21 protein-coding genes are annotated in these 26,382 nt (G+C 43.9%); 13 read left to right on the top strand and 8 right to left on the bottom strand.

The genetic code is table 11. The features are described from left to right. Positions 1–21 precede the first annotated feature (21 nt). The 6 genes from SOO65_RS13695 to SOO65_RS13670 are packed head-to-tail and all read left to right on the top strand — an operon-like array spanning position 22 to position 6,087. Positions 22–1,152 (top strand): folylpolyglutamate synthase/dihydrofolate synthase family protein, encoded by a 1,131-nt coding sequence (locus SOO65_RS13695; RefSeq protein ID WP_321391039.1) that lies wholly within the window; start codon positions 22–24, stop codon positions 1,150–1,152. Further along, positions 1,043–3,511, top strand: a complete 2,469-nt coding sequence (locus SOO65_RS13690) for an LPS-assembly protein LptD (protein ID WP_321391036.1) — start codon at positions 1,043–1,045, stop codon at positions 3,509–3,511. The genes SOO65_RS13695 and SOO65_RS13690 overlap by 110 nt, the downstream gene beginning before the upstream one ends. Then, positions 3,508–4,071 carry an aminodeoxychorismate/anthranilate synthase component II gene (locus tag SOO65_RS13685; RefSeq protein WP_321391033.1) on the top strand — a complete coding sequence of 188 codons (564 nt, stop codon included), beginning with the start codon at positions 3,508–3,510 and terminating at the stop codon, positions 4,069–4,071. The genes SOO65_RS13690 and SOO65_RS13685 overlap by 4 nt, the downstream gene beginning before the upstream one ends. A 7-nt stretch (positions 4,072–4,078) precedes the next feature. Next, the gene (locus tag SOO65_RS13680) at positions 4,079–4,702 is read left to right on the top strand and encodes a hypothetical protein (protein ID WP_321391031.1); all 624 of its coding nucleotides are present in this window, start codon (positions 4,079–4,081) and stop codon (positions 4,700–4,702) included. Continuing rightward, entirely contained in the window at positions 4,680–5,456 is a 777-nt protein-coding gene (gene surE, locus SOO65_RS13675) for a 5'/3'-nucleotidase SurE (RefSeq protein ID WP_321391021.1), read from the top strand. Before SOO65_RS13680 ends, surE begins: the two co-directional genes overlap by 23 nt. Continuing rightward, on the top strand, positions 5,437–6,087 hold the full coding sequence (locus tag SOO65_RS13670; RefSeq protein WP_321391017.1) for a M23 family metallopeptidase: 651 nt from the start codon (positions 5,437–5,439) through the stop codon (positions 6,085–6,087). The genes surE and SOO65_RS13670 overlap by 20 nt, the downstream gene beginning before the upstream one ends. On the opposite strand, the gene SOO65_RS13665 is transcribed toward SOO65_RS13670, so the two are convergent. Next, complete coding sequence (locus SOO65_RS13665) at positions 6,084–6,677, bottom strand: exonuclease domain-containing protein (RefSeq protein ID WP_321391014.1); 594 nt, start codon at positions 6,675–6,677, stop codon at positions 6,084–6,086. The genes SOO65_RS13670 and SOO65_RS13665 overlap by 4 nt on opposite strands. Positions 6,678–6,871: 194 nt before the next feature. Between SOO65_RS13665 and SOO65_RS13660 the strand changes: the two genes are divergently transcribed. Further along, complete coding sequence (locus SOO65_RS13660) at positions 6,872–8,452, top strand: methyl-accepting chemotaxis protein (RefSeq protein WP_321391011.1); 1,581 nt, start codon at positions 6,872–6,874, stop codon at positions 8,450–8,452. Here SOO65_RS13660 and SOO65_RS13655 read toward each other — a convergent pair. After that, positions 8,439–9,320 carry an endonuclease/exonuclease/phosphatase family protein gene (locus SOO65_RS13655; protein ID WP_321391008.1) on the bottom strand — a complete coding sequence of 294 codons (882 nt, stop codon included), beginning with the start codon at positions 9,318–9,320 and terminating at the stop codon, positions 8,439–8,441. The genes SOO65_RS13660 and SOO65_RS13655 overlap by 14 nt on opposite strands. Before the next feature lie 238 nt (positions 9,321–9,558). Here SOO65_RS13655 and SOO65_RS13650 point away from each other — a divergent pair, with 238 nt between their 5' ends. Then, complete coding sequence (locus SOO65_RS13650; protein WP_321391005.1) at positions 9,559–10,281, top strand: hypothetical protein; 723 nt, start codon at positions 9,559–9,561, stop codon at positions 10,279–10,281. On the opposite strand, the gene SOO65_RS13645 is transcribed toward SOO65_RS13650, so the two are convergent. From SOO65_RS13645 to SOO65_RS13635, 3 genes are read right to left on the bottom strand one after another with little or no spacing between them, the layout of a single operon-like run. Further along, a complete protein-coding gene (locus tag SOO65_RS13645) occupies positions 10,278–10,526 on the bottom strand; it encodes a hypothetical protein (RefSeq protein WP_321391002.1) in 249 nt (82 codons plus the stop codon). The two genes, SOO65_RS13650 and SOO65_RS13645, sit on opposite strands and share 4 nt — an antisense overlap. Then, complete coding sequence (locus tag SOO65_RS13640) at positions 10,517–11,773, bottom strand: hypothetical protein (protein WP_321390999.1); 1,257 nt, start codon at positions 11,771–11,773, stop codon at positions 10,517–10,519. The genes SOO65_RS13645 and SOO65_RS13640 overlap by 10 nt, the downstream gene beginning before the upstream one ends. Continuing rightward, positions 11,766–12,098, bottom strand: a complete 333-nt coding sequence (locus SOO65_RS13635) for a hypothetical protein (protein ID WP_321390995.1) — start codon at positions 12,096–12,098, stop codon at positions 11,766–11,768. The genes SOO65_RS13640 and SOO65_RS13635 overlap by 8 nt, the downstream gene beginning before the upstream one ends. Before the next feature lie 443 nt (positions 12,099–12,541). On the opposite strand from SOO65_RS13635, the gene SOO65_RS13630 reads away from it, so the two are divergent. The 4 genes from SOO65_RS13630 (at position 12,542) to SOO65_RS13615 (ending at position 18,902) form a co-directional block, all read left to right on the top strand. Continuing rightward, positions 12,542–13,921 carry a hypothetical protein gene (locus SOO65_RS13630; protein WP_321390988.1) on the top strand — a complete coding sequence of 460 codons (1,380 nt, stop codon included), beginning with the start codon at positions 12,542–12,544 and terminating at the stop codon, positions 13,919–13,921. Between the two features lie 113 nt (positions 13,922–14,034). Continuing rightward, a complete protein-coding gene (locus SOO65_RS13625) occupies positions 14,035–17,259 on the top strand; it encodes an RCC1 domain-containing protein (RefSeq protein ID WP_321390986.1) in 3,225 nt (1,074 codons plus the stop codon). A 69-nt stretch (positions 17,260–17,328) separates the two neighbouring features. Further along, the gene (locus SOO65_RS13620; protein WP_321390983.1) at positions 17,329–18,351 is read left to right on the top strand and encodes a glycosyltransferase family 9 protein; all 1,023 of its coding nucleotides are present in this window, start codon (positions 17,329–17,331) and stop codon (positions 18,349–18,351) included. Continuing rightward, the gene (locus tag SOO65_RS13615; protein WP_321390981.1) at positions 18,336–18,902 is read left to right on the top strand and encodes a hypothetical protein; all 567 of its coding nucleotides are present in this window, start codon (positions 18,336–18,338) and stop codon (positions 18,900–18,902) included. The genes SOO65_RS13620 and SOO65_RS13615 overlap by 16 nt, the downstream gene beginning before the upstream one ends. A gap of 34 nt (positions 18,903–18,936) precedes the next feature. On the opposite strand, the gene SOO65_RS13610 is transcribed toward SOO65_RS13615, so the two are convergent. From SOO65_RS13610 to SOO65_RS13600, 3 genes are all read right to left on the bottom strand, one after another. After that, complete coding sequence (locus tag SOO65_RS13610; RefSeq protein ID WP_321390978.1) at positions 18,937–19,686, bottom strand: TIGR02147 family protein; 750 nt, start codon at positions 19,684–19,686, stop codon at positions 18,937–18,939. 1 nt (position 19,687) lies between these two features. Further along, positions 19,688–20,371: a hypothetical protein gene (locus SOO65_RS13605; protein WP_321390975.1), complete on the bottom strand. Its 684-nt coding sequence runs from the start codon at positions 20,369–20,371 to the stop codon at positions 19,688–19,690. Between the two features lie 162 nt (positions 20,372–20,533). Next, entirely contained in the window at positions 20,534–21,889 is a 1,356-nt protein-coding gene (locus SOO65_RS13600; RefSeq protein WP_321390973.1) for a chitobiase/beta-hexosaminidase C-terminal domain-containing protein, read from the bottom strand. Between the two features lie 124 nt (positions 21,890–22,013). Here SOO65_RS13600 and SOO65_RS13595 point away from each other — a divergent pair, with 124 nt between their 5' ends. Continuing rightward, positions 22,014–26,372, top strand: coding sequence for a beta strand repeat-containing protein (locus SOO65_RS13595; RefSeq protein WP_321390970.1), 4,359 nt, complete (start codon positions 22,014–22,016; stop codon positions 26,370–26,372). Positions 26,373–26,382: the final 10 nt, after the last annotated feature.

The following is a 26,382-nucleotide window of genomic DNA, read 5'->3' as shown; positions in this document are numbered from 1 at the left end:
TCTACTTATGGACAGGAGCAAATGCGACCTGGTTTAGATCGAATCAAACGGGCACTCGCTCCGATTCTCCCAAAATTTCAAAATACCAAGATTGTAATCATTGCCGGAACTAACGGTAAGGGAGAGACGACTCTTCGTTTGTCGAATCTTTTAAAAGATCACTCTCATTTTACCTGGACCTCTCCCCATATTGAGCGCATTACTGAGCGATTTCGAAGTGAGAAGGGGGAAATCGACGTTGATCATCTCCAAGCTTTGATTGATCGCTGTCATGAGACAGTTCTGAGAGAAAAGTACGAACTTTCATTCTATGAATTTCTGTTTTACGTTTTCTGCACCTGGGCGGCGGAAAATCCTCCTGAGTACTTACTGCTTGAAGTGGGACTTGGAGGCAGGCTCGATGCAGTGAATGTTTTTGATGCAGACTTAGTTCTTCTGCCTTCCATCTCTCGCGACCATCAGGAAATCCTGGGTCGACGTTATGATCAGATCTTAGAAGAAAAACTTGGCACCCTTCGTCCTAAATCCACTCTCATGAGTTTTGTGCATCTCAAATATCTTCGTGATCGCTCTCGTAAGATCGCCTCTCGTATAGGGGCGGCCATGATTGATATGGAAACTCTTGTGAATGTTCCCGCGTATGAGTTTTCTCTTCGAAATTACCTCTTGGCCACTGCAGCATTTTGTTATCTCACGAATCGTGTCTTCAGAGTGGAAGATTGGCATCAAATGCCCGCTCCTCTCGAGCACAGAGGAGAAATTTTTCGAGATGCAAACGAGTGGATGTTTTTTGGCTCTCATAATGTGGATGGAATGAGAAAACTTATTCAATTTTTACAGTCGGGGAATTATAATTTTTCTAAGCCCCCATTTGACTCTGTGATCGTCGCTTTCTCGGATAGAAATTCCGCCGATCTTAAAGCGATGTTGAAAATGCTCCAGGCCTCTGGTTTAGGAAAAATTGTTCTGACAATTTTCCCTCATCCCAAAGCGGCCAAAAAAGAAGTCATCGCGGGTCTGGGTACGCTGGAAGGATTAGAATTTGTTGAAGATATCAAGTCATACGTTCAAGGATGGAACCAAAAGAGGGTGCTGGTCACTGGCTCTTATTATTTTATGGGCCATCTGCAGTCTTTCCTTCGCGGCCGATAATCCGCAACTTCAGTTAGGAGACAAGCTCTCCGTTTTCTCAGATAAAGCTTATCGTAAAAATCAAGGTCGCTACTTCGAGGCGGTTGGTAACGTTGTTATCATCAGCAATAAAGACACTGTGTATGGTGAGCTTGCGTCTTTAAACCAAGAAAACATGATGGTGAAGATTGAAGGGAACGTGCGCATCATCACTCAGATGATGACCTTGTATGGTTCTCGCGTGGATTACAACATCACTACTGGTGCGGCCCATATTAAAAACGCCCGCATTCTCACTTCTGAATTTAATCTTGTGGCCAATGAACTCATTCGTGTTTCTGAAGATGAGTATGTTGCTAAGGAAGCTGAGTTCACGACCTGTAAAGATTGTGCAGAATCTTGGTCTATTTACGGGAAAACCATTCGTCTTCGAGTCGGTAAGTACGTTCAGATCAATCACGGTCTTTATAAAATTAAAGGCGTGAACGTTATTTATATTCCGTACATTGTGCTTCCGATTCTCACGAAGAGAAAAACCGGTCTTCTTGTTCCGAACATTTCAAGTCGATCAGGTGAAGGTCTTGCATTCGCGCAACCTGTGTTCTGGGCAATTGATGATCATAAAGATGCGACGATTACTCCGACCTTTTGGGCCAAGCGTGGTTACGGTGGTGATGTTCAGTATCGACAACGTTTCAGTGAAATGACCTGGGCCGAGTTCAATACTCGACTTGTGGACGATAAAATCTATCAGCCAGGACAAGACAATAAGGGTGAATCAGGAGAGACCTTCTTCCGTTACTTCGGAGAATTTGAATCTCACCAATTCTGGAGTCCGGATTTAAATTCTCACGTTCGTTACACGGGACTTCGTGATCTGGATATGATTCGTGATAACCCACAGTATACCGATTTAAAAACCATCAGCTCTGATTTTGGTCTAAATGGTTTCCTTAACTGGCGTCAGGACCTTTTCTCACTCAACGCGGAAGCTGATTATCTTCGTAACGAACTCTTTGATGATTCGGTAAAATTTGACCGCTCTTACGTTCAGACCATGCCGAGACTTTCGTTCAACACGACTCCTTATTCGATTCTACAATCTCGCACCCCGATGTTTCAGCATATCGCCGCGGGAGCGGACGGTTCATTCTCAAGATTCCGTCAGGTGAGGGACGATGAGAATGTGTTCCTTCGTAATGCTGATCGTTTATCGGTTCAGCCGTATGTGATGTGGCACCTCTTTAACTGGGGACCAGTGAGCTTAAAAACTCGCTACACTTTTGATCAACAGGCCTATCGCTTTGATGATCCAAGTCAGCCCATGGCCGGAAAGAACGCCGGGCTCATGAAAACTGAAATTGGTTTCTCAATGGATAGAATTTTCGGTCTCGCGTATGAGGAAAAAATTCCTTTGAAATACGTTTCCGAAGAACAATTGAAAAAACTTCGAGAGCGTCGTGAGCAAGGTCTTTCTCCGATTCAGAAAACTGAAAAGAAAAGTCGTTTGGTAGGAGAGTTGCCGGAATTTGAACCGGCCTATACAAAAGATTATCTGGTTCAAAATCGCAGTAGTTATCGTCATTCTCAGGACTTTAAGTTTATTCACCACTTCATTACTTCGCAGAATGAATATGGGAACAAAAAGTTCATCGGTGATATTAGAACTAATCAAGCGGCCTTCTTCGATTATGAAGACTCGCTTCGTTCGCAAGAGTATTTATTCGGTGCGAGTGCCACGAGAACCATCATTCCACCTGAGAACACAGTTGAGTTCCAGTGGAACAACACGCTGACTCGTAAATCTCCGAAGGTCTTTAACTATCTGGATGATGATAAGTATTTAAGAGATAACTTCACGTACACCAAGATCGGTTACTTCAATGTGTCTCAAGGTTATCTCTTAAATGAACAGGACGCAGAAGATTTTCGTCAGAAACTTACTCGTCTTGCCATTCTTACTGGTTACACTGGTGGACGTTGGAGTCTTAATCTTTCAGAGTATTACTTTCACTACGCCAACGAAAATATTTTCAACATGAACTTAACCAGAAGATTTGAGTACCTCAATGTCTTCGCAAACTATAACTACAACTCGTTTGATTCTGCCAAACTCAATACCTTGAACTTTGGGGGACAAATTCGTCCAACAGATACTTTGGGTCTGGCGATGGTGAAAGATATCGACTTAGAAGCACAGAAAGATATCCGCACAGTTTATTCAATGGACATCATGCCTCATAACAACTGTTGGATCTTCAACCTGAATTATCGTCAGAGTCTCGTGGACAACCGTTACTCATTTAATATCCTCTTTAACTTCGGCGATGATAATTTCGACCGCTACCGAAATGACTATTTCGGAGTGAAGCGCCTGTGAAGAAAGCGACCTTCATTGATTTCGAAGATAGTTTTTCCTTCAATGTGGTTCAGGAGCTGACGGAAGTTGGTTTCGATGTCACAGTGATTAATTGGAAAGATTTTGAAACACTTCCTGAATCAGGACTTTTAGTTTTGGGCCCGGGACCCGGTCATCCGGATGATTACCAGCAATTGTTTCCATTAATTAAAACGTGGTTAGAAAAAAAGGCCCCGTTCTTTGGCGTCTGTCTTGGTCACCAGATTTTCTGGCGCCTTCAGGGCGAGGAAGTTTTGAGATCGAAGGAGCCTCTCCATGGCCAGAAAGTCAGACTGGATTTGACTCCTGACTGGAGAGAGTGGTTGGGAATTCATAAGGAAGTTTTTGTTCAACGCTATAATTCTCTGGCAGTTATGGGGCAGGCGAGTCTCAGAAATCCCTATTTGACGAATTTTATTCAAAACGATGAGATCCTCATCACACGCGGTCCTCATTTATTAACCTATCAATTTCATCCGGAATCCATAGGAACAAGTTACCGAACTGAGTTTATGAGACCCGTTTACCGTGATCTTGTATAATTTTTAAATGACCCGCCTTCTTGTCCACGGCATCTATGATCAGAAAACACTAGAAACCTTGAAGTCCAAGGTTCCCTGTGATTTTGTGTTTGATCTACGAGGCAGAAGTCCCAACCTTGTGCCTTTTCACCTGCTACAAGTTTTGCTAAAAAGTATTCAATCCGAAGAAGTCTATCTGACCTTTGAGAACGACCGACCTGAGACGATTCTTTCCTTCATCAACTTGCTGAAAAATGAACCGTTCAAATTCACCCTGGTGCTACGGGACCAGCAGTCTGTCGATTTTTACCAAAGGTTAGGTCTTCCATATATCTGGATGTTTCATCCCGAGGGGGACTGGCAGGGAATTTTAAACACAGATTTTTGTCGCGGAGTCCTCTTGCCCGTTAAGTGGCAGAGGCACTATCAGAATAATTCTACGTTGTGGAATCTGACTCAGTATCGAAATCTAAATGTCTTTGTTCATGCTGATAGTTTCGAAGAGGCAAGTCAGTTGGATCTAGGTCCCCATGTGAATCTTAGTCTTGATCTCACTCAGGAGATTGAAACGGGCCATCGCAAAGTGGACCAGGATAAATTAAAAAAGATGAACATTTGGAGTAAGCTTCATGAACATTCTTCTCGCCAATGATGATGGCGTTCACGCTCCCGGAATTCATAGTTTGTATGATGAGCTTTCAGGACACTATCAAACGACCATGATTGCTCCCCTGGAAGAGCGCTCGACCACTGGTCACTCTTTAAGTCTGGATAAACCCCTTCGATTAGAAAAAATTCGTCCCAATATTTATGGTTGTTCTGGTTTCCCAGCTGACTGTGTCCTCATGGGACTAGGGCATGTGATGAAACAAAATCGTCCAGAGGTCGTGATCTCAGGGATCAATCGTGGAGCAAACCTAGGACAGGATCTTTATTATTCAGGAACAATTGCGGCAGCGAGAGAGGCCGCGTTTCATGACGTTCCGGCAATCGCCGTAAGTTTAGTGTTCAATGCTGTGAACGAGGAACACCGTTATCACACCGCTGCGAAAGTCATTCGCATGTGTCTTGAGGCCGGTCTTCACAAGCACTGTCCTCCCAAAACTCTTATCAATATTAATGTTCCAAATCTCGATTTAGCAGAAATCAAGGGATGTAAGCTCACAGAAATAGGTTTTAGGCGCTATTCTGAGGAAATTCATGCTAGAATGGACGCAAGGAATCGTGAATATTTTTGGATCGCCGGAGTTTATGAAGGATTCGCGGCAAATATCGAATCTGACTGCCAGGCAGTGATGGATGGATACGTCGCAATAACTCCACACGTTTTGATTGACCGGATCCCAAGAGACTATAGTGGTCTGGGCCAGTGTATAGAGAAATTAAATGCTAAATTTTCTGCTTAATATATTTATTCTGGTAACTCTGTTTTCGTGCTCGAGCATGAAGAGCGGCCAGTATGTTTACGTTGAACAGCCTTCGCACGTGAAGAAAGTGGCGAAGACCTATGGCGTGAGCGTGGACGACCTTAAGGCCGCTAACCCGGATAAGAACTTCCAGAAAGAATGGATCTTCATCCCATCAAAAGTGGGTATCGCTTATTTCCTAAGAGACACTTACGTTATTGAAGATTACGGCAGCCTTGGTACCGGTCGCTTCCTATGGCCAGTTCCGCACTTCTATAAAATTTCTTCTCAGTTCGGACCTCGTGGTCGCAAGCACCATGATGGTATCGATATCCCGGCACCAAGTGGAACTCCCATCGTGGCAGTAGACACGGGTGTGGTGATTTATTCTGATAACGGTATTCGCGGTTACGGTAACATGATTGTTGTGGCCCATGGAGATGACATCTTCACTGTGTATGCTCACAACCGTAAAAACAAGGTGGATAAAGGTGAGAGAGTAGAGCGCGGACAAGTGATTGCTGAAATCGGTAACACTGGACGCTCAACTGGACCGCATCTTCACTTTGAAATTCGTGTAAAAGATCGTGTGAGAAATCCGGCCCAGTATCTGTCGAAGAAAGAAGACTAAGACTTCTTCGCCTCGTATTTTTCCAGAAGCTTCAAGTACATGATGGCAGTATTCTTCGCATCCTCAAGTGCAGTATGCGCCACTTCGCCCATGCCCAGGTGATTCATAAGGTTTGATCCTGAATCCATCCCCTGAGGAAGCATTCCCAAATCAATCAAGCTGTAACCAACCCCAGAGAGATCAAGGTTTCGGTGGTGGAAATACTTACGCATGAAATCCCAACCCAAATCGCGAGTCAGGAACGGAAGATCAATCGCCGTCATCGACTTACCAAAGAGAACGATTTTTTGGTTATTGAAGTATTCGCGCACTTCTTTGCTTTCGAGGTAGTTCTTCAAAAACTCTTTGAACTCAGAAAGCATCATTCCTTCAGAGTGAGCTTTGCGGATGATTTTCTCATTATGTTCACGGACCCAAGGATCGAGAGTCGGTTTTAGATCTTCAAAAGAAGGACAATGAATATACATCGTGCGAGCGAGAGAGTCTTCCAGGCGCTTAAATTGTGTATCGAAAGGAATCATCGCGAATTCGATGATCTGACAGTTCTCGGCGAGACCCGTGGCCTCAATATCAATGCTTAGGTATTTCATTTTGTTCTCCTGCATCTATTCTAAAGAGGTGTGGGGCCCATGGAAAGAGGCAGTTTGTAAAAAAAAATGACTCGGGTCAGGAATTTGATATTTGTTATCTAAATTGTTGATCCTTCACTCACAATTCAATTTGCTGCTTTTTCAATCACCTTCATATTAGAGGCTTTGTTAAATTTTTTTGGAGGGAAAGTTGAGTGAGTCTCAGAAGTAAAGTTGTTCTTACGATCGTTTTGTTGGGTCTGTTTTTAACAAGTGCACTGGTTCTTTTAAGTCTAAATCAAATTGAAAAAGAGAAGTCTGAGGCGCTGATTGATAAATCACGGGCCATCTTGTCTCGTTTGGAATCGGTAAGAAACTATGTGGCCGAACAAGGTCGTCTTCAAGACACCATTGGAGATGTGATCAAGAACTTTCCAGATGGGGTGATCTCTAAAGATGCAAGAATTGATGTTTTAAAACAAGTCCCGATCTTTGCGGCCATGCGAGTCGGTGCAGAGAACGCCACTTCTGAGAATTACCGTTTTAGAATTATTTCCGAAGAGCCAAGAAAAAAAGAAAATCTCGCCAATCGTGAGGAGAACGAGATTCTGGAATTTTTCAAAAAAAATCCAAAGGTGGGAGAGTATCGCATCTCTAATCCAAAATATGTGGCGGTCTTTCGTCCGGTATATCTCTCTGAGAAGCAAGGGTGTCTGAATTGTCACGGGGATCCTGCGAAGAGTCCTTGGGGAAATGGAAAAGATATTCTGGGTTATAAAATGGAGAACTGGAAAGATGGTAAGCTTCATGGGGCCTTCGGGATTATTTCTGACTTAAATCTCACTGCAGTTCAAGAGGCCAAGCAAGAAAGAGTAATGGATATTCTTCTATGGGCCTTTTCCATCACCGGAACCTTCCTTATTGCCGCCTATTACTTTCTTCATTCACCACTTAAAAGTCTCTCCCATGTGACTTCCGAACTTGATTCGGCCGGAAATAAGATTGCTAACGTCACAGGAGATATCTCACATAATTCGGGGAATCTTAATACTTCCACTCGTGAATCGGTTGAGGCCCTCGAGACCTCATCGCTCATCTTAGATGAACTGGTTAAGAACATGAGGAACTCGCTTAAGATGACGGAAGCAACTCTGGAAGTTTCTCGCCGAAATCGTGAAGACGCGGAACAGGGTTACAAAGACTTTCTGGTATTACTCGAAACGATTGATAAGATTAAAATTCAGTCCAATCGCATCCATGAGATCGTCGTGGTGTTGGATGAAATTGCCTTCCAGACAAATCTTTTATCACTCAATGCTTCAGTTGTGGCCGCTCGTGCGGGTGGAGAAGATGGGAAAAGCTTCTCCGTGGTTGCTGAGGAGGTGAGAAAGTTATCTCAAAGAAGTCTTGTTTCATCTAAGGAGATCGCAAAACTCATCAATGGCAGCGTGGAGCTCGCGAGCGATGGACATAAGCTCGCTTCCCAAAGCGGAAAATCACTCGCCGAGATTGTAAAAGTTGTGGAGAAAAATGAGTATCTCAATCGAGACATTGCTCACACCAACCGAACGCAACTGGATTCCGCTGCTAATCTTCTCTCCCATCTTTCAAGAGTAAAAGAATTATCAGGAGGGAATTACCAGTTTGCCAATGAGTCTTCACTCATTGCCATTCAACTCTCGGATCAAACCAAGAAGCTTTCGGAACTGGTACATGTTTTGAGATTTAATATTAAAGGCGAGAAAAAAGAAAGGTCCCCTCGAGAGGGGACCTTAGAAGAAATTACTGAATCTTAGCAGTGATCGGGCAGTGATCCGATACACCTTCGTAGCTCACGCCCAGGTCTTTAACCTTTGCCTGGCGACACTGAACTTTTGCACAGTGGCCGTAAACTAGCGGCTGAGGTTGGATTTTAAGAAGACCAGGAGTTGCGATTACGTGGTCAAGAGTCGTTGGGTTTTCAACACCGTCATCAGTGCCGCCCCACCAGTAAGCTGTACAGCCCACGCGCTCAGTAAGGTTAACCATACCAAGATCTCTTACAACTTTTGTAAGTTGGTTATAGTCTGAACCTTTGTTCGAGTATTCAGTCGTGTTCAAGTCACCAGCGAAGTAGAAATCTTTAACACCTGTTTTAGATTTTAGCTCGTTAATGATGTTCTTAATGATTTGGTATTGCTTTTCGCGTTTACCAGCACCATTGTTGCCTGATTTAAGGTGAGCAGTCATACCGAAGAACTTCTGCTTAGTGGCCTTAATTTGGAAAAGAGCGATTGCTAGAGGACGTGAACCAGAGTCACAAGTTCCAGGACCGCCCGGATTTGAAATAGAAAGGTCTTCATTGAATGAAAGCATTTCTACTGTCTTTGTATTGTAAAGGAAGCCAAGACGTTGGCCGTGGTCACCACCACATTGAGAAACTTCTGTGCCGTAACCAGGAAGCGATTTCGCTACGAACTCGTCCCATTTAGCAGTGTCGTGGATTTCTTCTACACTTAATACGTCTACATTGATTTGCTTGATAATATTAGCAAGCTCAGGCTTGTTAGTCGTAATACGGTAGCGCTCATCGTAGTCAAAGTTCCTGATGTTGTAAGCGCCGATCGTAAGGGCCTGGGCCGAGAGAGTAGTGAGAGCGAGGGCCCAAGTGAGTAAAAATTTCATAGCAATCCTTCCATTAGAGTTGGTAATAAAATTCATAAGAAAATCTTATGTGTTGTGCGAGAGACATCCTACTTAGGTCAAGTAAAGGGTGGCAAGCAAAATATATGAATTTTTTACTTAAAAACCTTTAATTCGCCCGGTGCGTCATGTAATAAATATGCTATTTCATTTGAAAATTGACTTTACTAGTCAACTCATGGTTCTCTAGCTCACAGAAAAGTCCTTTAAGGGGGAATTTATGGGTTTGAAGTTGGCGCTAGCATTTGCTGCTCTAACCTTAACGGGGTTTGCAGAGGCCAATCAGAAGGTTGATGCTAATTACTTCACGATTGCTCAGAAGAGAATCGAGGAAGTGAAAACTTCTGCCATGGGTTTCGAATATACCGAAGAAGTAGATCAAAAGAATTTCGGCTGGGGTGGAGTTACTGGTGTTCCAGATCCAATTGGGGATGCTGGTCGAGTCATCGCCATTGCTCGTGACTTAGTTGCTCTTGGTGAAGAAGTTTATCGTCTTGTCGATCACGGTCGTCCTCATAACGTGACAGAATATGCTCCTATCAGTGTTGTACCTCGTATCAATGGACAGCCGGCCGATGTTTTTGAGACTGAAGGTTGGAGAGCTCCGACTAAGAAGACTTATAAAGTTTCTTACGACAATCTCTATAATGTAACTGTTGTAGATTTCAAATACAGTGTTGTTTACTCTTACGGCGGTCATTTTAACGGTGCTGGTGCTTACCTTACGGCCGTTCAGATCATTCCTGAATATGTGAAGACACTTTTTGGTTTCGATTTCACAGCGACAATGAAGCTTGGTGGAATTCAGAACCAAGGAACTCGTAATAGTCCAATCGCAGGTGCGACGATTATTATGGAGTATACAATCAGCAATATCCTTCAGGCCGTGAACCAAGCAGACACGTATTTCATCACTGGTCAGGGTGGATTTAAAAAGCTTTAAAGATATCCGACTTCAATCCTGCCACTTGGCTCTTGGATGAGAAATTCTCCGACAGTCATTTGGCAGGTCAGCCATCCATTCTGAATATAACAGCGCTTACAAACTCCATCTCCATCACACGAAGAAGCAATCGTTACTCCCTGATCCCTTAACCAGAACAAGAGATTTTGCGAATAATCCTCACCTGGAACTTCGAGCTTTTGCTCTCGACCGCTGGCCCTGCCAACGATGGTGATTATTTGCATGTAAAGGCACCAGGATTGCGATCATCAATGATGAAGCGGTTCCCTTCCTTAAACATGGTGTATGACCAGATGTTGCCCAGTTTGTCCGCATTGTAGATTGGCAGATTGAGTTTCAAGAGGTTTTCAATCTGATCTTCTGACGAACGGCCCGACTCGATAATGAGTCGAACTGGATCCGAGAGAAACAGGTGGCGAGAGTGACGGATAAGTCTATTTACTTCTGATGTTGTTTGGCTTCCCGGTAGTCCATAACGAACGAGGTGGAACAAGTGCTGTCCTGGATCTCGGCTTTGATTTGAAATGGCCCAGATTTTGGCGTCTTTGTTTTCAATCATACAAACAGCAGAGCTTCTGACTTTAGACTCACCTTTGAAGAGAGGAAGGTGATCTAGAGAGGCGATCTTATCCAGCTTCTGAGAGGATGAGGCCATAAAGGCCGCGTTGGGAAGTGCCAGACCGTAGAGATTCGCCACCGGGATGATCTTATCGATTAAGAAGATCGAGTTATCGTAAAGATTAAAGTCATAGTTACAACTTCCTGAATTGCCCTTCTCGGTCACGAATTGAGTGAGGGAGGTGTTGATAATGATCTTCTGGTCTTTTTGATGTTTGCGGTAAAGGGCCACGACCTTTTTATAGCTCAGAGTTGGTGCGGTCTCATTTTCTTTCAAAATCTCTACACCACGGAAGTAGAACGGAGCGAGTTCCGGATCGTTTTTGATTCCTTGAAGATTTTTTACCAGGAAGTTTTCAAAGTCCTTACTGATTTTTAACTGAGAACCAATTGAGTTATCCAGAATCTGGGCATAATACTCAAGGCCCCTTTTATTACCATACTTCTTTAAGATCCATTCAATGCCATAGAGATAAGGAAATTGATTTTCTGAAAGCTCAGAAAAGAAATCGAAGTAAGAACTGCGTCCATCTTTGTGCAGGAGAACCTGAATTCTTGATGTGGCAGAAGACTGATCCGGTCTCACTGCTAGTTGGAGAAGGTTCCAAAGAGCGAAGTGGTCCATGAAGTCTAACTGAGACTTCCCGATGTTTTTCACCAATTGGTAATAAACAACCTGTGAGTTATCGCTATTTCCTACTAACTGAAACTCGACCTTCTTATCCAGAGGACAAAATCCTGGAGCTTCTGGCCGTTGTTTCTCAATATCAATATCGGCCACCAGGGGAGTGTCGATACGACTCACAAAGAAAGAGCACGAAGTGATGAAGAATAAGAGGAGAAGTTTAAACATCTTCTTCCTCATCTAATATAATGTCAGGAGATGAATGAGTGTGGGAGAGTTTGAACTCTTCTTGCAGGTCCTGATTCATGTCACGATCAAAAATCTTTTTTGAATTTGTTTTTAAGACAGCGACCACGAACAAACCACCTGACTCACCACCAGCACTTTGAGTTTGAAGAGATTCAATTTCAAAACCTGTCTGCAAAATTCCTTGCATGATCTTATCAAACTCACGTTCACGGTAGCCTGATTTGCGATGAGGAGGGGCCGGAATGTAGTAGGTAAAGGTTTTTCTAAAAAGTTTCTTTCCTGAGCGAGCTGATCGAGTACTCATCTTAATTACTCCGGTAATCCGTGGTTTCCATTATTTAAATCAGTTTACTTCTTTATTGTAAGCGAGAGAGAGACAAATTGTTGAGTAGTTCTTTAACAGTTTAAATAAGATCACTTGGAAAAAGTTTCCTCCTGATATTTTTCTTTGTCCTGAAAAAATGTTGGGTATAATGATTGTAAGATGTGACAGGATGTCACTCTCAAAGGCAAGATGCCGAAAAGAAGGGAGCCAAGCAGGGGCTCCCTTTTTTATTTCTGCTCCTCCCAAATTCTCACCTCATTTATACAGTTTTCCCTCTCATGCAATAAATTCTAGGCAATACCGCATTAGTTGCGACTTGGCCTAAAGACTCAATTTTGCTATGAAATTCTCTTATATATTCAGTCTTTACTCTCTAGTCGCCGATAATGGACCATCTAATACCAAACGAGAGAGAGTGGTTCATGTTGAAAAAAATGTTTGTAGTTGGACTGTTGTTAATCGCCTCAATGTCATTACTACTGTTCCAAAATTTTACAACATCGACTCCGCAGCTCTCTGATCTAAGAACTCCGTACTTCAAGAGCCTGGATGCTTCTCTGAATACATGGCTCAATCTGGACATTATTACTTATTCAACTGGACACGTGTGCAAGGCCACCACTGTGAGTAGTGGGGTCAATGCTTCACAAATTGGTAAACCCTATCTCACGCCTAAGATTCACCGATTGGCGGCCCTTCTAAAAGATTTGTCTGCAATTCATCCTTATGTCGATCAACCGAGACAAGAGAAAATTGTTAAAATCTCAAAAAAGGTCTATCAGTATCTTTATCGCCAAATCGATTGGAACCAGAAATTGTTCAAAGACGATTACGGTCTATGCTTCAAAGGTATCGCGACTTCTTATGCCTTCTTAACCACACCGGAGGTGGTGATTGGGCTTTACGGACTTTATAAGATTCTTCCAGCAACTGATCCTGATGCAATCAAGCTTAAATCCATCATTCCGACGTTTGTGGTTTCTCATTTAAAAAGTTCGGATGGCTGGATGACCCCGATCGGTGGCAAGGTGGAAAAACCAAGTGCTAACTTTATGGGCCTCAATTTAAGTGTTCTTTCAATCTTAAATGATGTTGATCCTAACAACGCTTACTTTGTAAATTTGAAGCACAGGCTGACAACAGACTACGCCTGGATCAGATCTTCGTGGGTGAACTATGCCAGCGAACAAGTATGTGGAGAGCCAATGCTGTATGGTGGTTGGTCTCATCAAGCTCCATCAGTGGTAGCGAGAATGAATGGCCGTGAATTGGATTGTGACTACTTTAAACAGGACAATCTTGATCCATTTGCAATCAATTTGCGCTCTTATTATCTTCAAAAAGTTTCTTATCACAGCATCATTACCAATGGTCTGCTTGATCTAAAAAAATTATTAGTCACTCGTGGCGCCTGTAACCTTGTTGCCTATGGTAGTCAGGGAACTTGTGTTGAGATTGATGTGATTGCCAATGGGGCCTCTGGATGGGTGCTTGAACTGATGAAGGCCGATGGTTCGATTCCTACTGCTTATCAATCTTATGAAATCGATGAATTCAACTATTTTAATGATAAGTCCGGAAACAGACCGGGCATAAAAAGTGTCATGAACACTATTAAGAATCAAAAACCGGAAAGTATTTATTATGGAATAGGCTTTCCTGACAATGGTTCAATCCGAACTAAAAAGTCCCTTAAAGCTTATAAGGACAGAATCTACAAACTCTATGACTACGAAGTCAGAAGAGGAACTGTGATTGAGTTAGGGGATTCGTTCTTCATTGCAGAGAGAATGCTTCAGTGATGTTTCTTTCAATCTAAAGATCACTTGATCCACAGACGGGTGGAGCATTAACTGCGATCCCTTCATTGTCGATCATAAAATGGCCCCGGATAATTTATCTCTAGAGGTGAATTATGTCGGGATCCAATCGTAGAGAATTTCTCACGCGAGTTCTTCATGGAACTGCACTCGGAGTCGCAGGATCTTATTCTGCTGACAGCTGGGCATTCAGAACTGTATTGGGTTTCTGGAAAGCTTCTATTCCTCAAACCGTTGGTCTATTTATTTACGGTCCCAATTCCTCTGGGCAATTGGGAGATGGGACAACCACCTTTCGTTCATCCCCATATGAATTAAACTCATCTCCGAATTGGATTTCAATCAGTGCAAGTGCCAATCATACAATGGCCGTTTCCTCAGAAGGAAACCTTTGGGGCTGTGGGGGAAATACTTTTGGGCAAGTGGGGGTTGGCGACGCTTCTAACAAGGTCATTCCTTACTGGATTGGATGGGGCTTTCAAAAAGTCAGCGCAGGTTTGAACCATACAATGGGAATTAAATCAGATGGCTCTCTCTGGGCCTGGGGAAGTAATAATAGAAATCAACTCGGTATGTTTTTTTATTCACCAACATTTGTTTCAAATGGATGGACATTGGTCTCCGCCGGAGAGGCCCATGGTCTAGGAATAAAAAGTGATGGAACTTTGTGGGGCTGGGGGGCGAACAACTACGGTCAGGTCGGAGATAGCTCAACTCTTGCAAAGGCATCTCCCGTTCAATTGGCCGCAGGCACCTGGTTAAAGGTCGCGGCAGGTCAGTCTCATTCAATGGCCATTAGTTCAGATAATACCTTGTGGGTCTGGGGACGAAATAATCTTGGTCAATTAGGGAATGGAACACTCACGGATATTTCGACTCCGGTGCAGATCTCAGGCACGAACTGGACAAAGATTGCTGGCGGAACAGCTCATTCTCTTGGAATGAAATCCGATGGTTCGTTACATGCCTGGGGCGCAAATGACAATGGACAATTAGGAATTGTGTTTTATTCTCCAAGACAAGTAGGGGCCGGCACCAATTGGAGTAAGATTTCATTCGGCGGAAGAAATTCCTATGGCATTAAACTTGACGGCACGCTTTGGAGTTGGGGCTGGGGAACTGTAGGTGGCATAGGTAATGGGTCGAGTCAGTCGAAATGGTCGCCGATTCAGATTGGATCGGCCACCGATTGGGTTGATGTTTCCGCAGGCTTTAATCACGTGCTTGCACTAAGGGGAACTGGAACTCTTTATGCCTGGGGGAGCAATTTTGGGGGATGTATTGGAAACAGCAGTGTCGCAACATCATTCAATAGTCCGGTCATGATTGGTGGCCAAACCTGGTCGAAAATTTCGGCCGGTCGTTCCCTTTCGATGGCGATTCGATCTGACAATACTCTTTGGGTATGGGGCGAAAATGAGATTGGTCTGTATGGTGATGGTGCTGTAGCTACGGATAACAAATCTTCTCCTATTCAAATTGGTAGCGCTTCTGACTGGAGTAAAATCAGTCTCGGTGCAGTTCATGCCATGGCAATTAAAACTGACGGCACTCTTTGGGGTTGGGGTGAGAATCTCAATGGTAAATTGGGTGATGGAAATACGAGTGATCTATACACACCAACAAAAATTGGAACCGATACAAACTGGTCAATGGTGAATGCCGGCGATCAGCATACCGTGGCCCTGAAAACAAATAACACTCTTTGGAGCTGGGGAAAAAATACTGAAGGACAACTGGGGGATGGAACGACAACTTCTCGTTCAACTCCTGGCCAAATTGGTACCGATACCAACTGGACATCATTTTCAGTTGATACTGTAGGTGCATGTACCATTGCTCTCAAATCCAATGGAACTATTTGGAGCTGGGGAAAAAATACTGATGGGCAATTGGGACTTGGAACCGCCACGGATATTTCATCTCCTGTTCAAATTGGTAGTGCCACTAACTGGTCAGTTGTTTCCGCCGGTGCGGCCATGGGGGCCATTAAAACCGATGGAACTCTTTGGTCTTGGGGAAGTAATAGTTACGGTCAAACAGGTATTGTCTTTTACACCCCAGAGCGAGTGGGTACTTCAACTTGGACAGAAATTGAAACCTTCAGTAACCATACTCTTGGGATCCTTAGTGATGGAACACTCTGGAGCTGGGGAAATAATAATTACGGACAACTTGCCCTGGCCGGTGCAGGAACCAGAAATTCTCCTTATCAAATAAGCGCCAATACTAACTGGAGTGTCATCTCTGCTGGAGATAAACATTCGCTTGCCCTTAAATCCAATGGAACGCTTTGGGGATGGGGAGCAAACGCCGAGTATCAGTTAGGTGATGGTACTGTGAACTCTCAGTCCTCACCAATTCAAATCGGAGGAGCTGACTGGTCGTGGGCGAGTGCCGGTAACGATTTCAATCAGGCCGTCAAAACGAATGGCACACTTTGGGGCTGGGGAAAAAATACGGTAGGACAAATTGGAACAGGGAATACCACCCAACAATCAGTCCCCGTTCAAATTGGAACCGACACTGATTGGTACGGTAGTGACTGCGGTAAAGATTTTTCTCTGATCTTGAAAACTGGGGGCAGGCTTTGGAGTTGTGGCCAGTCAATTGACGGACAACTTGCGATCAATTTTTACGTCCCTCAAACAGTGGGTACAGACTACGATTGGATGCAGGTTGCTTCGGGGGCCTACCATACGATTGCCCTTAAGAACAATGGAAGTCTTTGGGCCGTTGGATTTAACAACAATGGACAGCTAGGGGACGGCACAACTAATACTTCAATTGCCTTTAAGCAAATCGGAACAGGATGGACTGCGATTTCAACTTCCGGTGATCATAATCTCGGAATTAAAACCGATGGATCATTATGGGCCTGGGGTGGAAACAGTTATGGTCAAATTGGTGATAATTCCAGTGGTAACATCAGAAACAGTCCAGTGTTGATCAGTAGTGCCAGTTGGCAGAAGATTGCGGCCGGAGATTTACACTCTCTTGCGATAAAAACGGATGGAACCTTGTGGGCCTGGGGATTCGGAAACAATGGTCGACTTGGTCTCAATGAGGCGGGAAATCCAAGTCAGTCAGTTCCGGTCCAAATAGGAACTCTCACGAACTGGGAGCAGATCGATGCAGGGGCTTCTCATTCGTTGGCGATTAAAACCGATAAAACACTTTGGGCGTGGGGCTTCAATGGCTCCGGCCAATTTGGAAATGGCAATACGACGAGTACGTCATCTCCAATTCAAGTCGGAGGTGGTGGAAGCAATTATACGATGCTTGCGCTGGGATCACATACGATTGTGAAAAGAGGTTGATTCTATTAGGCAGGTTATTGCTTCTTAATTCCCTTTGAAAATGGATTCAATTAAGTAAATATATACCTTATGCCTCATTCTTCGTTCCAGCATCAGGTTAATTCTCTTCTTGATCAACAAGTTGCCGCAGGACTTCGCGGTGATTTTGATCGTGGCTGGGAAATAGCTTTGGAACTTGAAAAAATTGCTCCCGATGATCCTCGTCCAAAATTCAATCGTGCCTGGTATGAAATGCGCCAGGGAAACCTTGCAAAAGGTTTTGAACTCTTAAGTTATGGCCGGTGGGTCAAAGCTTTTGGTGATCAACCTCTTCCAACCAATAAACCCATTTACCGAAATGAAGATCTTCGCGGAAAATCTCTTCTGTTTTGCTCAGAGGGCGGATTAGGCGATGAGATCATCAATTTTCGTTTTACCAAGAACTTTGCTGACATGGGTGCCAAAGTCATTGTGACTTGTGATTCGAGTTTAAAAAGTGTTTTCGCTCGTTGTCCTTGGGTCTCAGCAGTCGTTGGCCACAAGGCGGCCCCTGATGTGTTTCATGACTTTTGGGTGCCAGGTATGAGTGCAGGACAAGTTTTGGGAATTGAGTATAAGGATTTGAATGGTGATCCTTATCTGGGTCTTGATCCTGAATATAATTTCAAATGGAAAAAATACTTTGATAGTTTTCCCAAAGACAAGCGTCCACGTGTGGGCCTGCGCTTTTACGGGAATCCAAAATTTGAACATGAACAGCATCGCAAGTTTCCGAAAGAGCTTTTGATTAATGCTGTAGGTGATGTCCCTTGGATCAATCTCCAAAAAGAAGAGACGACTCTGCCTTTAAATACCTGGGAGGACACCCTTGGTGTCATCAGCCAACTGGATCTAGTCATCACTTCCTGCACGAGTGTTGCTCATGCGGCAGCTGCCCTTGGAAAGGAAACCTGGGTCATGGTGCCGGTACTTCCGTACTATATTTGGGCCCTACCAGGAGAAAAAACTCCTTGGTATAAGAATGTGAGACTCTTTAGACAAACCAAGTTTGGAGAGTGGGACGATGTTTTCGATAGAGTCAAAGTGGAGTTTGAAAAATGGAACTTAAAGTAAATCTTGGTTGTGGTTTTAAAAAACGTGAAGGTTTTATCAATGCTGATAAATCTCCCAATTGCGAGCCAGACTTAGTCATTAATCTTGTAAAAGAGAAGTGGCCTTGGGCCGACAATACAGTCACCGAAGCGGTCTTTGATTTTTCGATGGAGCAAATGGGAACCACTCCTGAAGAACTTCAGTACGTGCTTCAAGAGCTTTACCGTGTATGTACTCACGATGCTAAAATTTATATTCAGGCCTTTCATCCTCGCCATGATCAGTTCTATTTAAACCCTCTATGTACTCAGCGCCTCTCGATTGAGTTTTTTCAATTACTCTCTGTGCAGCGAAATCTTTCAATGATTGCTACCGGAATGCATGACGATGTCGTAGGTCTGATGTGGGGAGTGAACTTCGACATCAAGAACTATATGCCGCTACTGAATGCTCGTTTTGAAAATGAACTGAAAGAGGGTCGTATCACTGAAAATGAACTACGCGAGCGCATGGTCTTTCAAAGTAATGTCCTGCATGTGATTGCGGTTGAACTTTCGGCCGTAAAAAACTAAGGATTCAGTCCTTCAGGACCGAATCCTTGTCTATTTAATTGAATTTCTTTCTAGTCACCGGAACGATCTGAACACAGATGTTATACACTTCTGTTTTGTCGCCTTCCTCAAGAAGAGTGGCGATTTTACGGCGGAAGTCTCTTGCTAGTTCTTTAGCTCTTGGAAGGTTCGCCACGTTTACTGGAAGCGTGATTGAAGTAATGTCACGTAGTTCAGTTGGATCCATTTCAAGTGAGTCCAAAGACTGCATGATCACCTGACGGTGACCTTCACGGATGACCTCAGATGGAATTTCGTGAGTCGTTGTAATATTCTTATGAGTTGGAACGAGTCTGTCCTCTCTACGCTCGATTAATTCAAACGAAAGAAGTTTTGAAAGAGAGTCTTCAACCACTTCTGGTGCCAAATTAAGTCTGGCGGAAATCCACGACACTTCGCTCTGGAAGTCATTTGTCTCCATCAAGTTCAAAATGGCATAGTGGTGCCAGTCAGAAAGAATAGCGTAGTGCGATTCTTGAAGCTGGTGAGCGCCACCGAGTAGTTTTAAAGACTGGTGAGAATGCTCAATGAGCTGACGAATTTTTGGACGTTCTTCATCAGTTAGTTCAAGCGAACCAATAATTCTTTCTGCTACTGCAGCACCAGGAACATATTTACGATTAATAATGTCACTCAGACGGCCTGAAGAGATGCTAAGATCACGGGCAAAAGCTCTCATAGAGTAGCTTTGATTCTTCTTTCTTCTCTCGTCCAGGATGTTTTGAAGCAGGTTCGAAAGTTCCATATTAGTTCCCGTAATAAACGCGGTTTAAAAACAATCTGTATTCTTCTTCAGTCAATGACTTCAGTTCATTGGCCAGAACCAGTGAGTTGAAATAACGGACCATCTCTGATGAGAAAGCTTCGTTTTGAATGTAACCGTAATAGCCGTAAAGAATCTCATGAACGATTCCGGCAGCTTGTTGTTGAATGTTTAGTTGGTCCCAATATTCGTTTGAAATGATGTAACGCTTGTCATGCTTGAAAAGAGGAACTCTTTGAACAACAGTCTGACGAAGGTCACAGTTTTTTGGAATGAAACCAATTCCTGCATCATTAATAGGAAGGATTTCGATATTGTCTAAGAAGTTTGCTTCTTTTGTGAATGATTCAATTCGCTCAAGTGCGAACTTTTTTATGCCAACATTTTTATTGAAACGGTTTCTTGGATCTGCTGGAAGACGATTAAGAAGTTCTCTTGCAATTTGAAGAGAAACTTCCAGGCAGCTCGCTCTGTCAGAACACTCTTGGTTAACTTGTGGGAAAATAGGGTCCAGGCCGTAGCGAAATTTTGTCTCGTAGGCATCATAGAATTGGTTTTGTGAAGCATCTTCGCAAATGATGGAAAAGCCAGAATTTCCTCTCTCAGACCATGCCCATGCATTTAGAGTTACTGAGAATAGAAAAATAAGTGAAATTATTCTTTTCATATTAAAGGCCTCTTTTTACAAATATCTATATGAGGTACAAGTTGCGGCATCAATTTACAAGGCAGAGTGTTGGAGTGACAATATAGGTGATTGAAATTAGATGCATTTGTTCACAAAACGAAACATATTTTTGCTCCCAATTTGAATGGAGCGTACACAAAACTACTTATCATAGAACACGCTGACTATTCCAGAGCGTAGTTCTTCCAATGAGGTGGTATTGAGATCACTTGCAGGACCGCGATAAAGGGTGCTGTTGTCTTCACCAGGGCCAATGGGACTGAAGCCACCAAGGAAAGTGTTAGAATCTGAGACTTCGATAGGAAGCGACTCAAAATAATAGAAATCTCTCAGGATCATTTTTGAATGAGAGCAAGCATACTGTTCTTCTGCATACTGAGAACTCTTCACATAGCTTACTAAATAATTTTCACCGTACACTAGTTTTGAAATGTTCAGCATGACATTGATTTGATCCGTTGGAGTATAAGGGAAAACCGGCGTCTCCGGAAGTACTGCGAGAGTTCCGCTTCCCGCCCAGCCCGATGGCACGAACTCAACCGCCTCCTGACAAGTCAGCGCACTGCTTTGCGGGTTGTTTTGTCTAAAACTGATGAGACCGACGCTATGATCATTAGATCCGAAATTATTGCTCACGATAGATAACAAGGTGTCTAGTTGGGTCGTCTGCACTTGAACTTTTGGTTGAAAGATTTCCAGATGAGGGAGATTGGCATTAAACGTGTAGGTGGCCTCTGAAATATCATCTCCACCTGTATAACTAAGACAAAATGTTTTGGAGGCCTGGCCGATGGTAATGGGCCCTGTGTAGCTTGATCCGGTTTCAGGATCACAACATGTGCCTTCGCTCACGCAGTATTTAATACTGCTGGTATTGGAACAACTCAGTTCGACAGAGATCGGACCATTAAATGATCCTCCGCCAATATTGGCCGAGCATACTGCAGGAGGTGTCTCCTCCGAACCTGATGAAGTAGAACCGCTATTATTAGGATTGCTAGTGTTACTGTTATTGTTGTTTGTGTTTGGTGTAGGAGTAGGTTGGTCCGGTACATTTGTGAAAACCATGGGGCCGTTAGGGACTGTCCCATTAGGTGCACTGGCTGTTTTATTTTTTGGGGCCGATGAATTATTTCTTCCCGATTGATAAGCTGATGCTGACTGGTTGCTGACTCCTGGTGAGTAGGGTGTGGACATATTCATCTCAGCAGGAATTTCATTGTTTTCAGGTTCGTTAACAAATCCTTTCTCACTTCTGTATTTTTCTCTGTCGCTAATACTGAATGTCGGTAGATCTACTGGTGTTTGATTTTTATCAAGCTCTTTTTGAGCTTTTGCGGTTGAAGATGGTCGACGTTTTATGAGCTTCTTCTTTAGCACAACAACTTCATCTTCAAACGAATCTCTTCGAACGGTCTTTGGCTCGGATTTTAAGTTAACTCCAAGGAAGTAGGCCAAGAGGAGAACACCTGCCAGTGCCACATGTTTCTTTTTCATGTGAGTCTCATCGGTCATGGTTCATGGACCCATCTTAATTTTGGCCCAAGAGCGCTCCTTTTTGTTCCCCTGAAAAATCGAAACAATTGTTAGGTTTTACCATTTATGAAGAAATAAAAGGTACATGGTGAAAAAATTAATTCTGATCTCCACTTTTCTCAGTGCTCTGTCTCTTCGTGCATATGCTTTAGATACATTGAGCTATTCCGGACGCCTTGTGAACACCAATGGATCGCCGGTAACCGGTCCGGTGAATTTAAGATTTGATCTAAGTTCCACTGATGATCCGGGGACAACCCTTTGTACGAAATCAATTACGGGAGTTCCTCTTTCAAATGGTGTCTTCCACGTTAAATTAAAATTTGATCCGCCCGATTGTAGTGGTACTTCTCTTCAAAACTTGATGGAGTCCGTGCCTGCGGGCCACAACATGACTTATCAAGTGACGGACACAACCAATAGCAGAACGTATGCGATTCAAAACATGTATGCGGTTCCTTCTTCTTACATGTCTAATTATGCAAAAAATTTGCCTCAGATGGGTGCACTTCCAGATCAAGTTTTGAAGTGGAACGATACTCTTAAACGTTGGGTGCCGGGTGATGCCGGAACAGGAAGTGGTTCAGTTACCCAAATTAATACTGATTCAAGTCTAACAGGTGGTCCAATTACTGAAACTGGTACACTCGCTGTGGCCCCAGGTGGAATTACTAATGCTCATCTTGCGGGAGGGATTGATCCATCGAAACTCGCCGGTACACGTGATGGAACAAATTACTTAAAAGGTGATAACACTTGGGGTGATTTCGGGAGTGACGTTCTCAATACTATATTAAATGGTTTTAGTGCTGCCTCATCATCTGTTGTGACAGCGACAGATTCAATTCTTACGGCGATCGAAAAACTTCAAGGCCAGGCCTCAGATCTTTCAAACAATAAGTTGGATAAAACCGGAGGGACCTTGGTCGTGGGTACGATTAACGGGGTTCCTACACCGTTACTCCCAGATCAAATTGTGAACAAGCAATATGTAGATGATCAATTGGGTGGAGTGAATTCCTCTCAGTGGATCGATGCGGTTCCTCATATATATTTTAATACTGGCAATGTTGGTATTGGAACGGGAACTCCAAATGAAAAACTCGATGTTGTGGGCAACATCGCACTTACTGGCAGTCTGCGCCTACAAGATTCAGGATCAAATTTCGTAGAACTTCGTGCTCCACTGACAACTGCTGGCGTGACTTTTACTCTGCCTGCAACGCCCGGTACGAATGGACAAGTTCTTAAGACGGATGGAACCGGAATTTTATCTTGGGGAAATTCATCTGTTGGTTCTTCTGACATAACTGATGGCTCAATTGTTGATGCGGACGTGTCTGCGACGGCCAACATCGCTCAGTCAAAAATTGCCAACCTCACGTCTGATCTTGCGGGGAAAGAACCTACCATTGCGGGCGGAACAACTGCTCAGTTTTGGAGAGGGGACAAGACCTGGCAGACATTAAATACAGATGCGGTTCCGGAGGGTGCGACTAATAAGTATTTTACCAATACACTCGCTCGCGGAGCGATTTCTGGTGCTTCTCCTATTAGTTACAACTCTGGCACAGGTGTGATTGGAATGGTGCCAGGAACTACTGGTGATCTTCTTCAATATAATGGTTCGGCATGGGTTCCATGGAGTCCGAATTTTTTATCTGCTGAAGCCGATACTTTAGCAACTGTGACTGCACGTGGGTCAACAACCTCAACACCTGTCGTGTTTTCGGGTGGAGCGAATTTTCCGGGCACAGGTATTTGGAACACTTCAGGGAATGTGGGGATTGGGACGAATACTCCACGTTCAAAACTGGATGTCATTGGCGGTGTGCAAATTGGTGCTGATGCTGTCGCTTGTGTGGCCGCCAAAGCAGGTACCATTCGTTATAACGGTGGTAACGTAGAATATTGTAATGGCTCTAACTGGCTCGCCTTTGGTGTGAGTGGATCTGGGATTACAAATTTTAACGGTTCTACTGTTGGTTCTCACTCCTTTGCCGCCCCTGGTACGACCGGCACGGCCCCAAATTGGGTGACCGTTCCTGCGACCGGCGTACATACATTAAATATTCCGATGGCCAGTGCTGCGGGTGTCACTGCGGGTCTTATTAGTAAAGCTGATTATGATGATTTCAAAGACGTTGCTGATGGATTCAATGTCGCTTCACTTGTCGGAAATAGAATCATGGTGTCGACTGCAACAACGATTGTTGAAGCTCCGGCCCTCACAAATGGACAATTATTAATCGGATCAACTGGTGCGACTCCGGTTGCAGCAACATTAACTGCTGGTACGGGAGTTTCAATCACAAACTCGGCCGGTGGAATTACCATCAATGCCACTGGTTCAGGTGGAACAATTTCAGCTCTTACAGGGGATGTGACCGCTTCTGGAACTGGTTCAGTCGCCGCCACAATTGCCAACGATGCTGTGACGTCTGCAAAAATTTTAGATGGCACAATTGTTAATGCTGATATTGCTAACTCAACTATTACTTACGGTAAACTCAATCTCGCTGATGGAACTATTCCGATTGCGAAGTTAGTGCGGATGACTTGTTTACCTGGTGAGGTGATAACAAGTGATGTGGCCCTTGGTTACCGTTGTGTTGCTGATAGTGCGACAGATACGACTAAGCTTCCACTCGCTGGTGGAACCATGACAGGTGCAATTACTTTGGCGGGCAATCCAACGGCCAATCTTCATGCGGCGACAAAGCAGTATGTAGATACAGCGATTACTGGAGTTGCTTCAGTTTGGTCGACTAGCGGAACCAATATCCACAACAACAACACCGGGAATGTGGGGATTGGGACTTCAAACCCTTACGGGAAATTGCATATCTTGAATGGAACTAACGTACACGAAAACAATTCCTCAACTGTAAATTCGAGTAGCATCCACTTTACAAAAAGTCGCTCCAACGGGATTGTCAGCATTAATGATTATTTGGGAATGATTGACTTCCGGGGCCATGATTCATTCGGTGATAGAATTTCGGCCCGTATATCTGCTGAGGTTGATGGAACTCCAGGATTAAACGATATGCCAGGACGGCTTACATTTCATACCACACCTGATGGTGCAATTTTAACCTCAGAAAGAATGCGTATCACAAATGCCGGAGATGTTGGTATTGGCACTACTGCTCCAGGCGCCAAACTTGAAGTTGCAGGCCAAGTGAAAATCACCGGAGGTTCTCCGGGCTCAGGAAAAGTTTTAACTTCGGATGCTTCAGGGCTAGCGACTTGGCAGACTCCAGCAGCAGGTGGTGATTTTAAATCAGACGGAACAGTTGCAATGACTGGAGCATTTAGGGCAGCCGATGGAAGTGCGGCCTCTCCATCTATTAGCTTTAGTAGTTCCCCTGCAACAGGATTTTATAATTTAGCTGGAAACATATTGTTCAGTCATAATGGAACTGCTCGTTTTGGAATGGATAATTCATCTATGTACGGTATTGGTGGTTCTGTATGGCGATTTTCTTACACTAATACGGCCGCAGCACCGGCAATTACTTTAGATAATGCAAATACAGGTTTTTATCGTCCGGCAGCTTCGACGATTGGATTCTCTACAGCTGGTAATGAACGTATGCGAATCGATGCTACTGGAAATGTGGGCATCGGAACAACTACTCCAGGTGCAAAACTCGAAGTCGCGGGCCAGGTGAAAATCACTGGCGGTACTCCGGGTGCAGGTAAGGTTTTAACTTCGGATGCTTCAGGCCTTGCGACCTGGCAAACGGCCGGGGGCTCAGATAATCTGGGTAACCATACTGCCACTCAAAACATAATTCTAGGATCAAATTGGATCAATGGGGACTCTGATAGTGAAGGTCTCTCTGTAAATAGCTGGGGTCAAGTTAAGGCCTCTGGCTCTGTGATGCAACCAATGTTTACCGTGGAAAGTAATGGAGGAGGAACTGATTACATTTTCAAGATGGACAATAATTCCAACGATCGGGGTTATATTTTATTTGAGAATCTATTAAGTTCAGGTGCACTTGAATATTTCGGAGTCAAGGCCAATGACTTCATTCTTGGTACAGATGGATTGGAAAGATTAGTTGTCAAATCTGATGGTAAAGTCGGAATTGGAATTAGCTCTCCGAACTCGACCCTTCAGGTGAATGGTTCCATTGCTTCAGTTGCTGTCAACGACACAACTCCGACTTCATTCAATATGGCTGCGGGTAACTATCAATATACGGCCACAGGTTGTTCTGGCGCTACCTGGACACTAACCAACATGGTTGAAGGAACGAGTTACACTATCGCTGTTCAGAACAATTCTCATTCAGGTTCGTGTGTGTTCTCTGATGGTAGCTCAACATTTAAGTATCGTCCTGCTAACGCCACTCCTACCTCCGGACATGTCATCTACAGCTTCGTGAAATATGGAAGCTTTGTGTATATTTCTTGGATTGATGGGTTCTAATGAAGAGGTC

The sequence above is a fragment of the Peredibacter starrii genome (assembly GCF_034259205.1).
In the GTDB taxonomy this organism is placed as follows: domain Bacteria; phylum Bdellovibrionota; class Bacteriovoracia; order Bacteriovoracales; family Bacteriovoracaceae; genus Peredibacter; species Peredibacter starrii.
This window is presented reverse-complemented; position numbering and strand designations above follow the sequence as displayed.

Bases quoted from the DNA above. Each gene is read 5' to 3' on its own strand.
- SOO65_RS13680 (WP_321391031.1), top strand. From the start codon at position 4,079: ATGACCCGCCTTCTTGTCCACGGCATCTATGATCAGAAAACACTAGAA.
- SOO65_RS13615 (WP_321390981.1), top strand. From the start codon at position 18,336: ATGGAACTTAAAGTAAATCTTGGTTGTGGTTTTAAAAAACGTGAAGGT.
- SOO65_RS13600 (WP_321390973.1), bottom strand. From the start codon at position 21,889: ATGAAAAAGAAACATGTGGCACTGGCAGGTGTTCTCCTCTTGGCCTAC.
- SOO65_RS13650 (WP_321391005.1), top strand. From the start codon at position 9,559: ATGGGTTTGAAGTTGGCGCTAGCATTTGCTGCTCTAACCTTAACGGGG.
- SOO65_RS13665 (WP_321391014.1), bottom strand. From the start codon at position 6,677: ATGAAATACCTAAGCATTGATATTGAGGCCACGGGTCTCGCCGAGAAC.
- SOO65_RS13625 (WP_321390986.1), top strand. From the start codon at position 14,035: ATGTCGGGATCCAATCGTAGAGAATTTCTCACGCGAGTTCTTCATGGA.
- SOO65_RS13630 (WP_321390988.1), top strand. From the start codon at position 12,542: ATGTTGAAAAAAATGTTTGTAGTTGGACTGTTGTTAATCGCCTCAATG.
- surE (WP_321391021.1), top strand. From the start codon at position 4,680: ATGAACATTCTTCTCGCCAATGATGATGGCGTTCACGCTCCCGGAATT.
- SOO65_RS13695 (WP_321391039.1), top strand. From the start codon at position 22: ATGCGACCTGGTTTAGATCGAATCAAACGGGCACTCGCTCCGATTCTC.
- SOO65_RS13605 (WP_321390975.1), bottom strand. From the start codon at position 20,371: ATGAAAAGAATAATTTCACTTATTTTTCTATTCTCAGTAACTCTAAAT.
- SOO65_RS13635 (WP_321390995.1), bottom strand. From the start codon at position 12,098: ATGAGTACTCGATCAGCTCGCTCAGGAAAGAAACTTTTTAGAAAAACC.
- SOO65_RS13655 (WP_321391008.1), bottom strand. From the start codon at position 9,320: ATGAAATTTTTACTCACTTGGGCCCTCGCTCTCACTACTCTCTCGGCC.
- SOO65_RS13645 (WP_321391002.1), bottom strand. From the start codon at position 10,526: ATGCAAATAATCACCATCGTTGGCAGGGCCAGCGGTCGAGAGCAAAAG.
- SOO65_RS13640 (WP_321390999.1), bottom strand. From the start codon at position 11,773: ATGTTTAAACTTCTCCTCTTATTCTTCATCACTTCGTGCTCTTTCTTT.
- SOO65_RS13610 (WP_321390978.1), bottom strand. From the start codon at position 19,686: ATGGAACTTTCGAACCTGCTTCAAAACATCCTGGACGAGAGAAGAAAG.
- SOO65_RS13620 (WP_321390983.1), top strand. From the start codon at position 17,329: ATGCCTCATTCTTCGTTCCAGCATCAGGTTAATTCTCTTCTTGATCAA.
- SOO65_RS13670 (WP_321391017.1), top strand. From the start codon at position 5,437: ATGCTAAATTTTCTGCTTAATATATTTATTCTGGTAACTCTGTTTTCG.
- SOO65_RS13595 (WP_321390970.1), top strand. From the start codon at position 22,014: ATGGTGAAAAAATTAATTCTGATCTCCACTTTTCTCAGTGCTCTGTCT.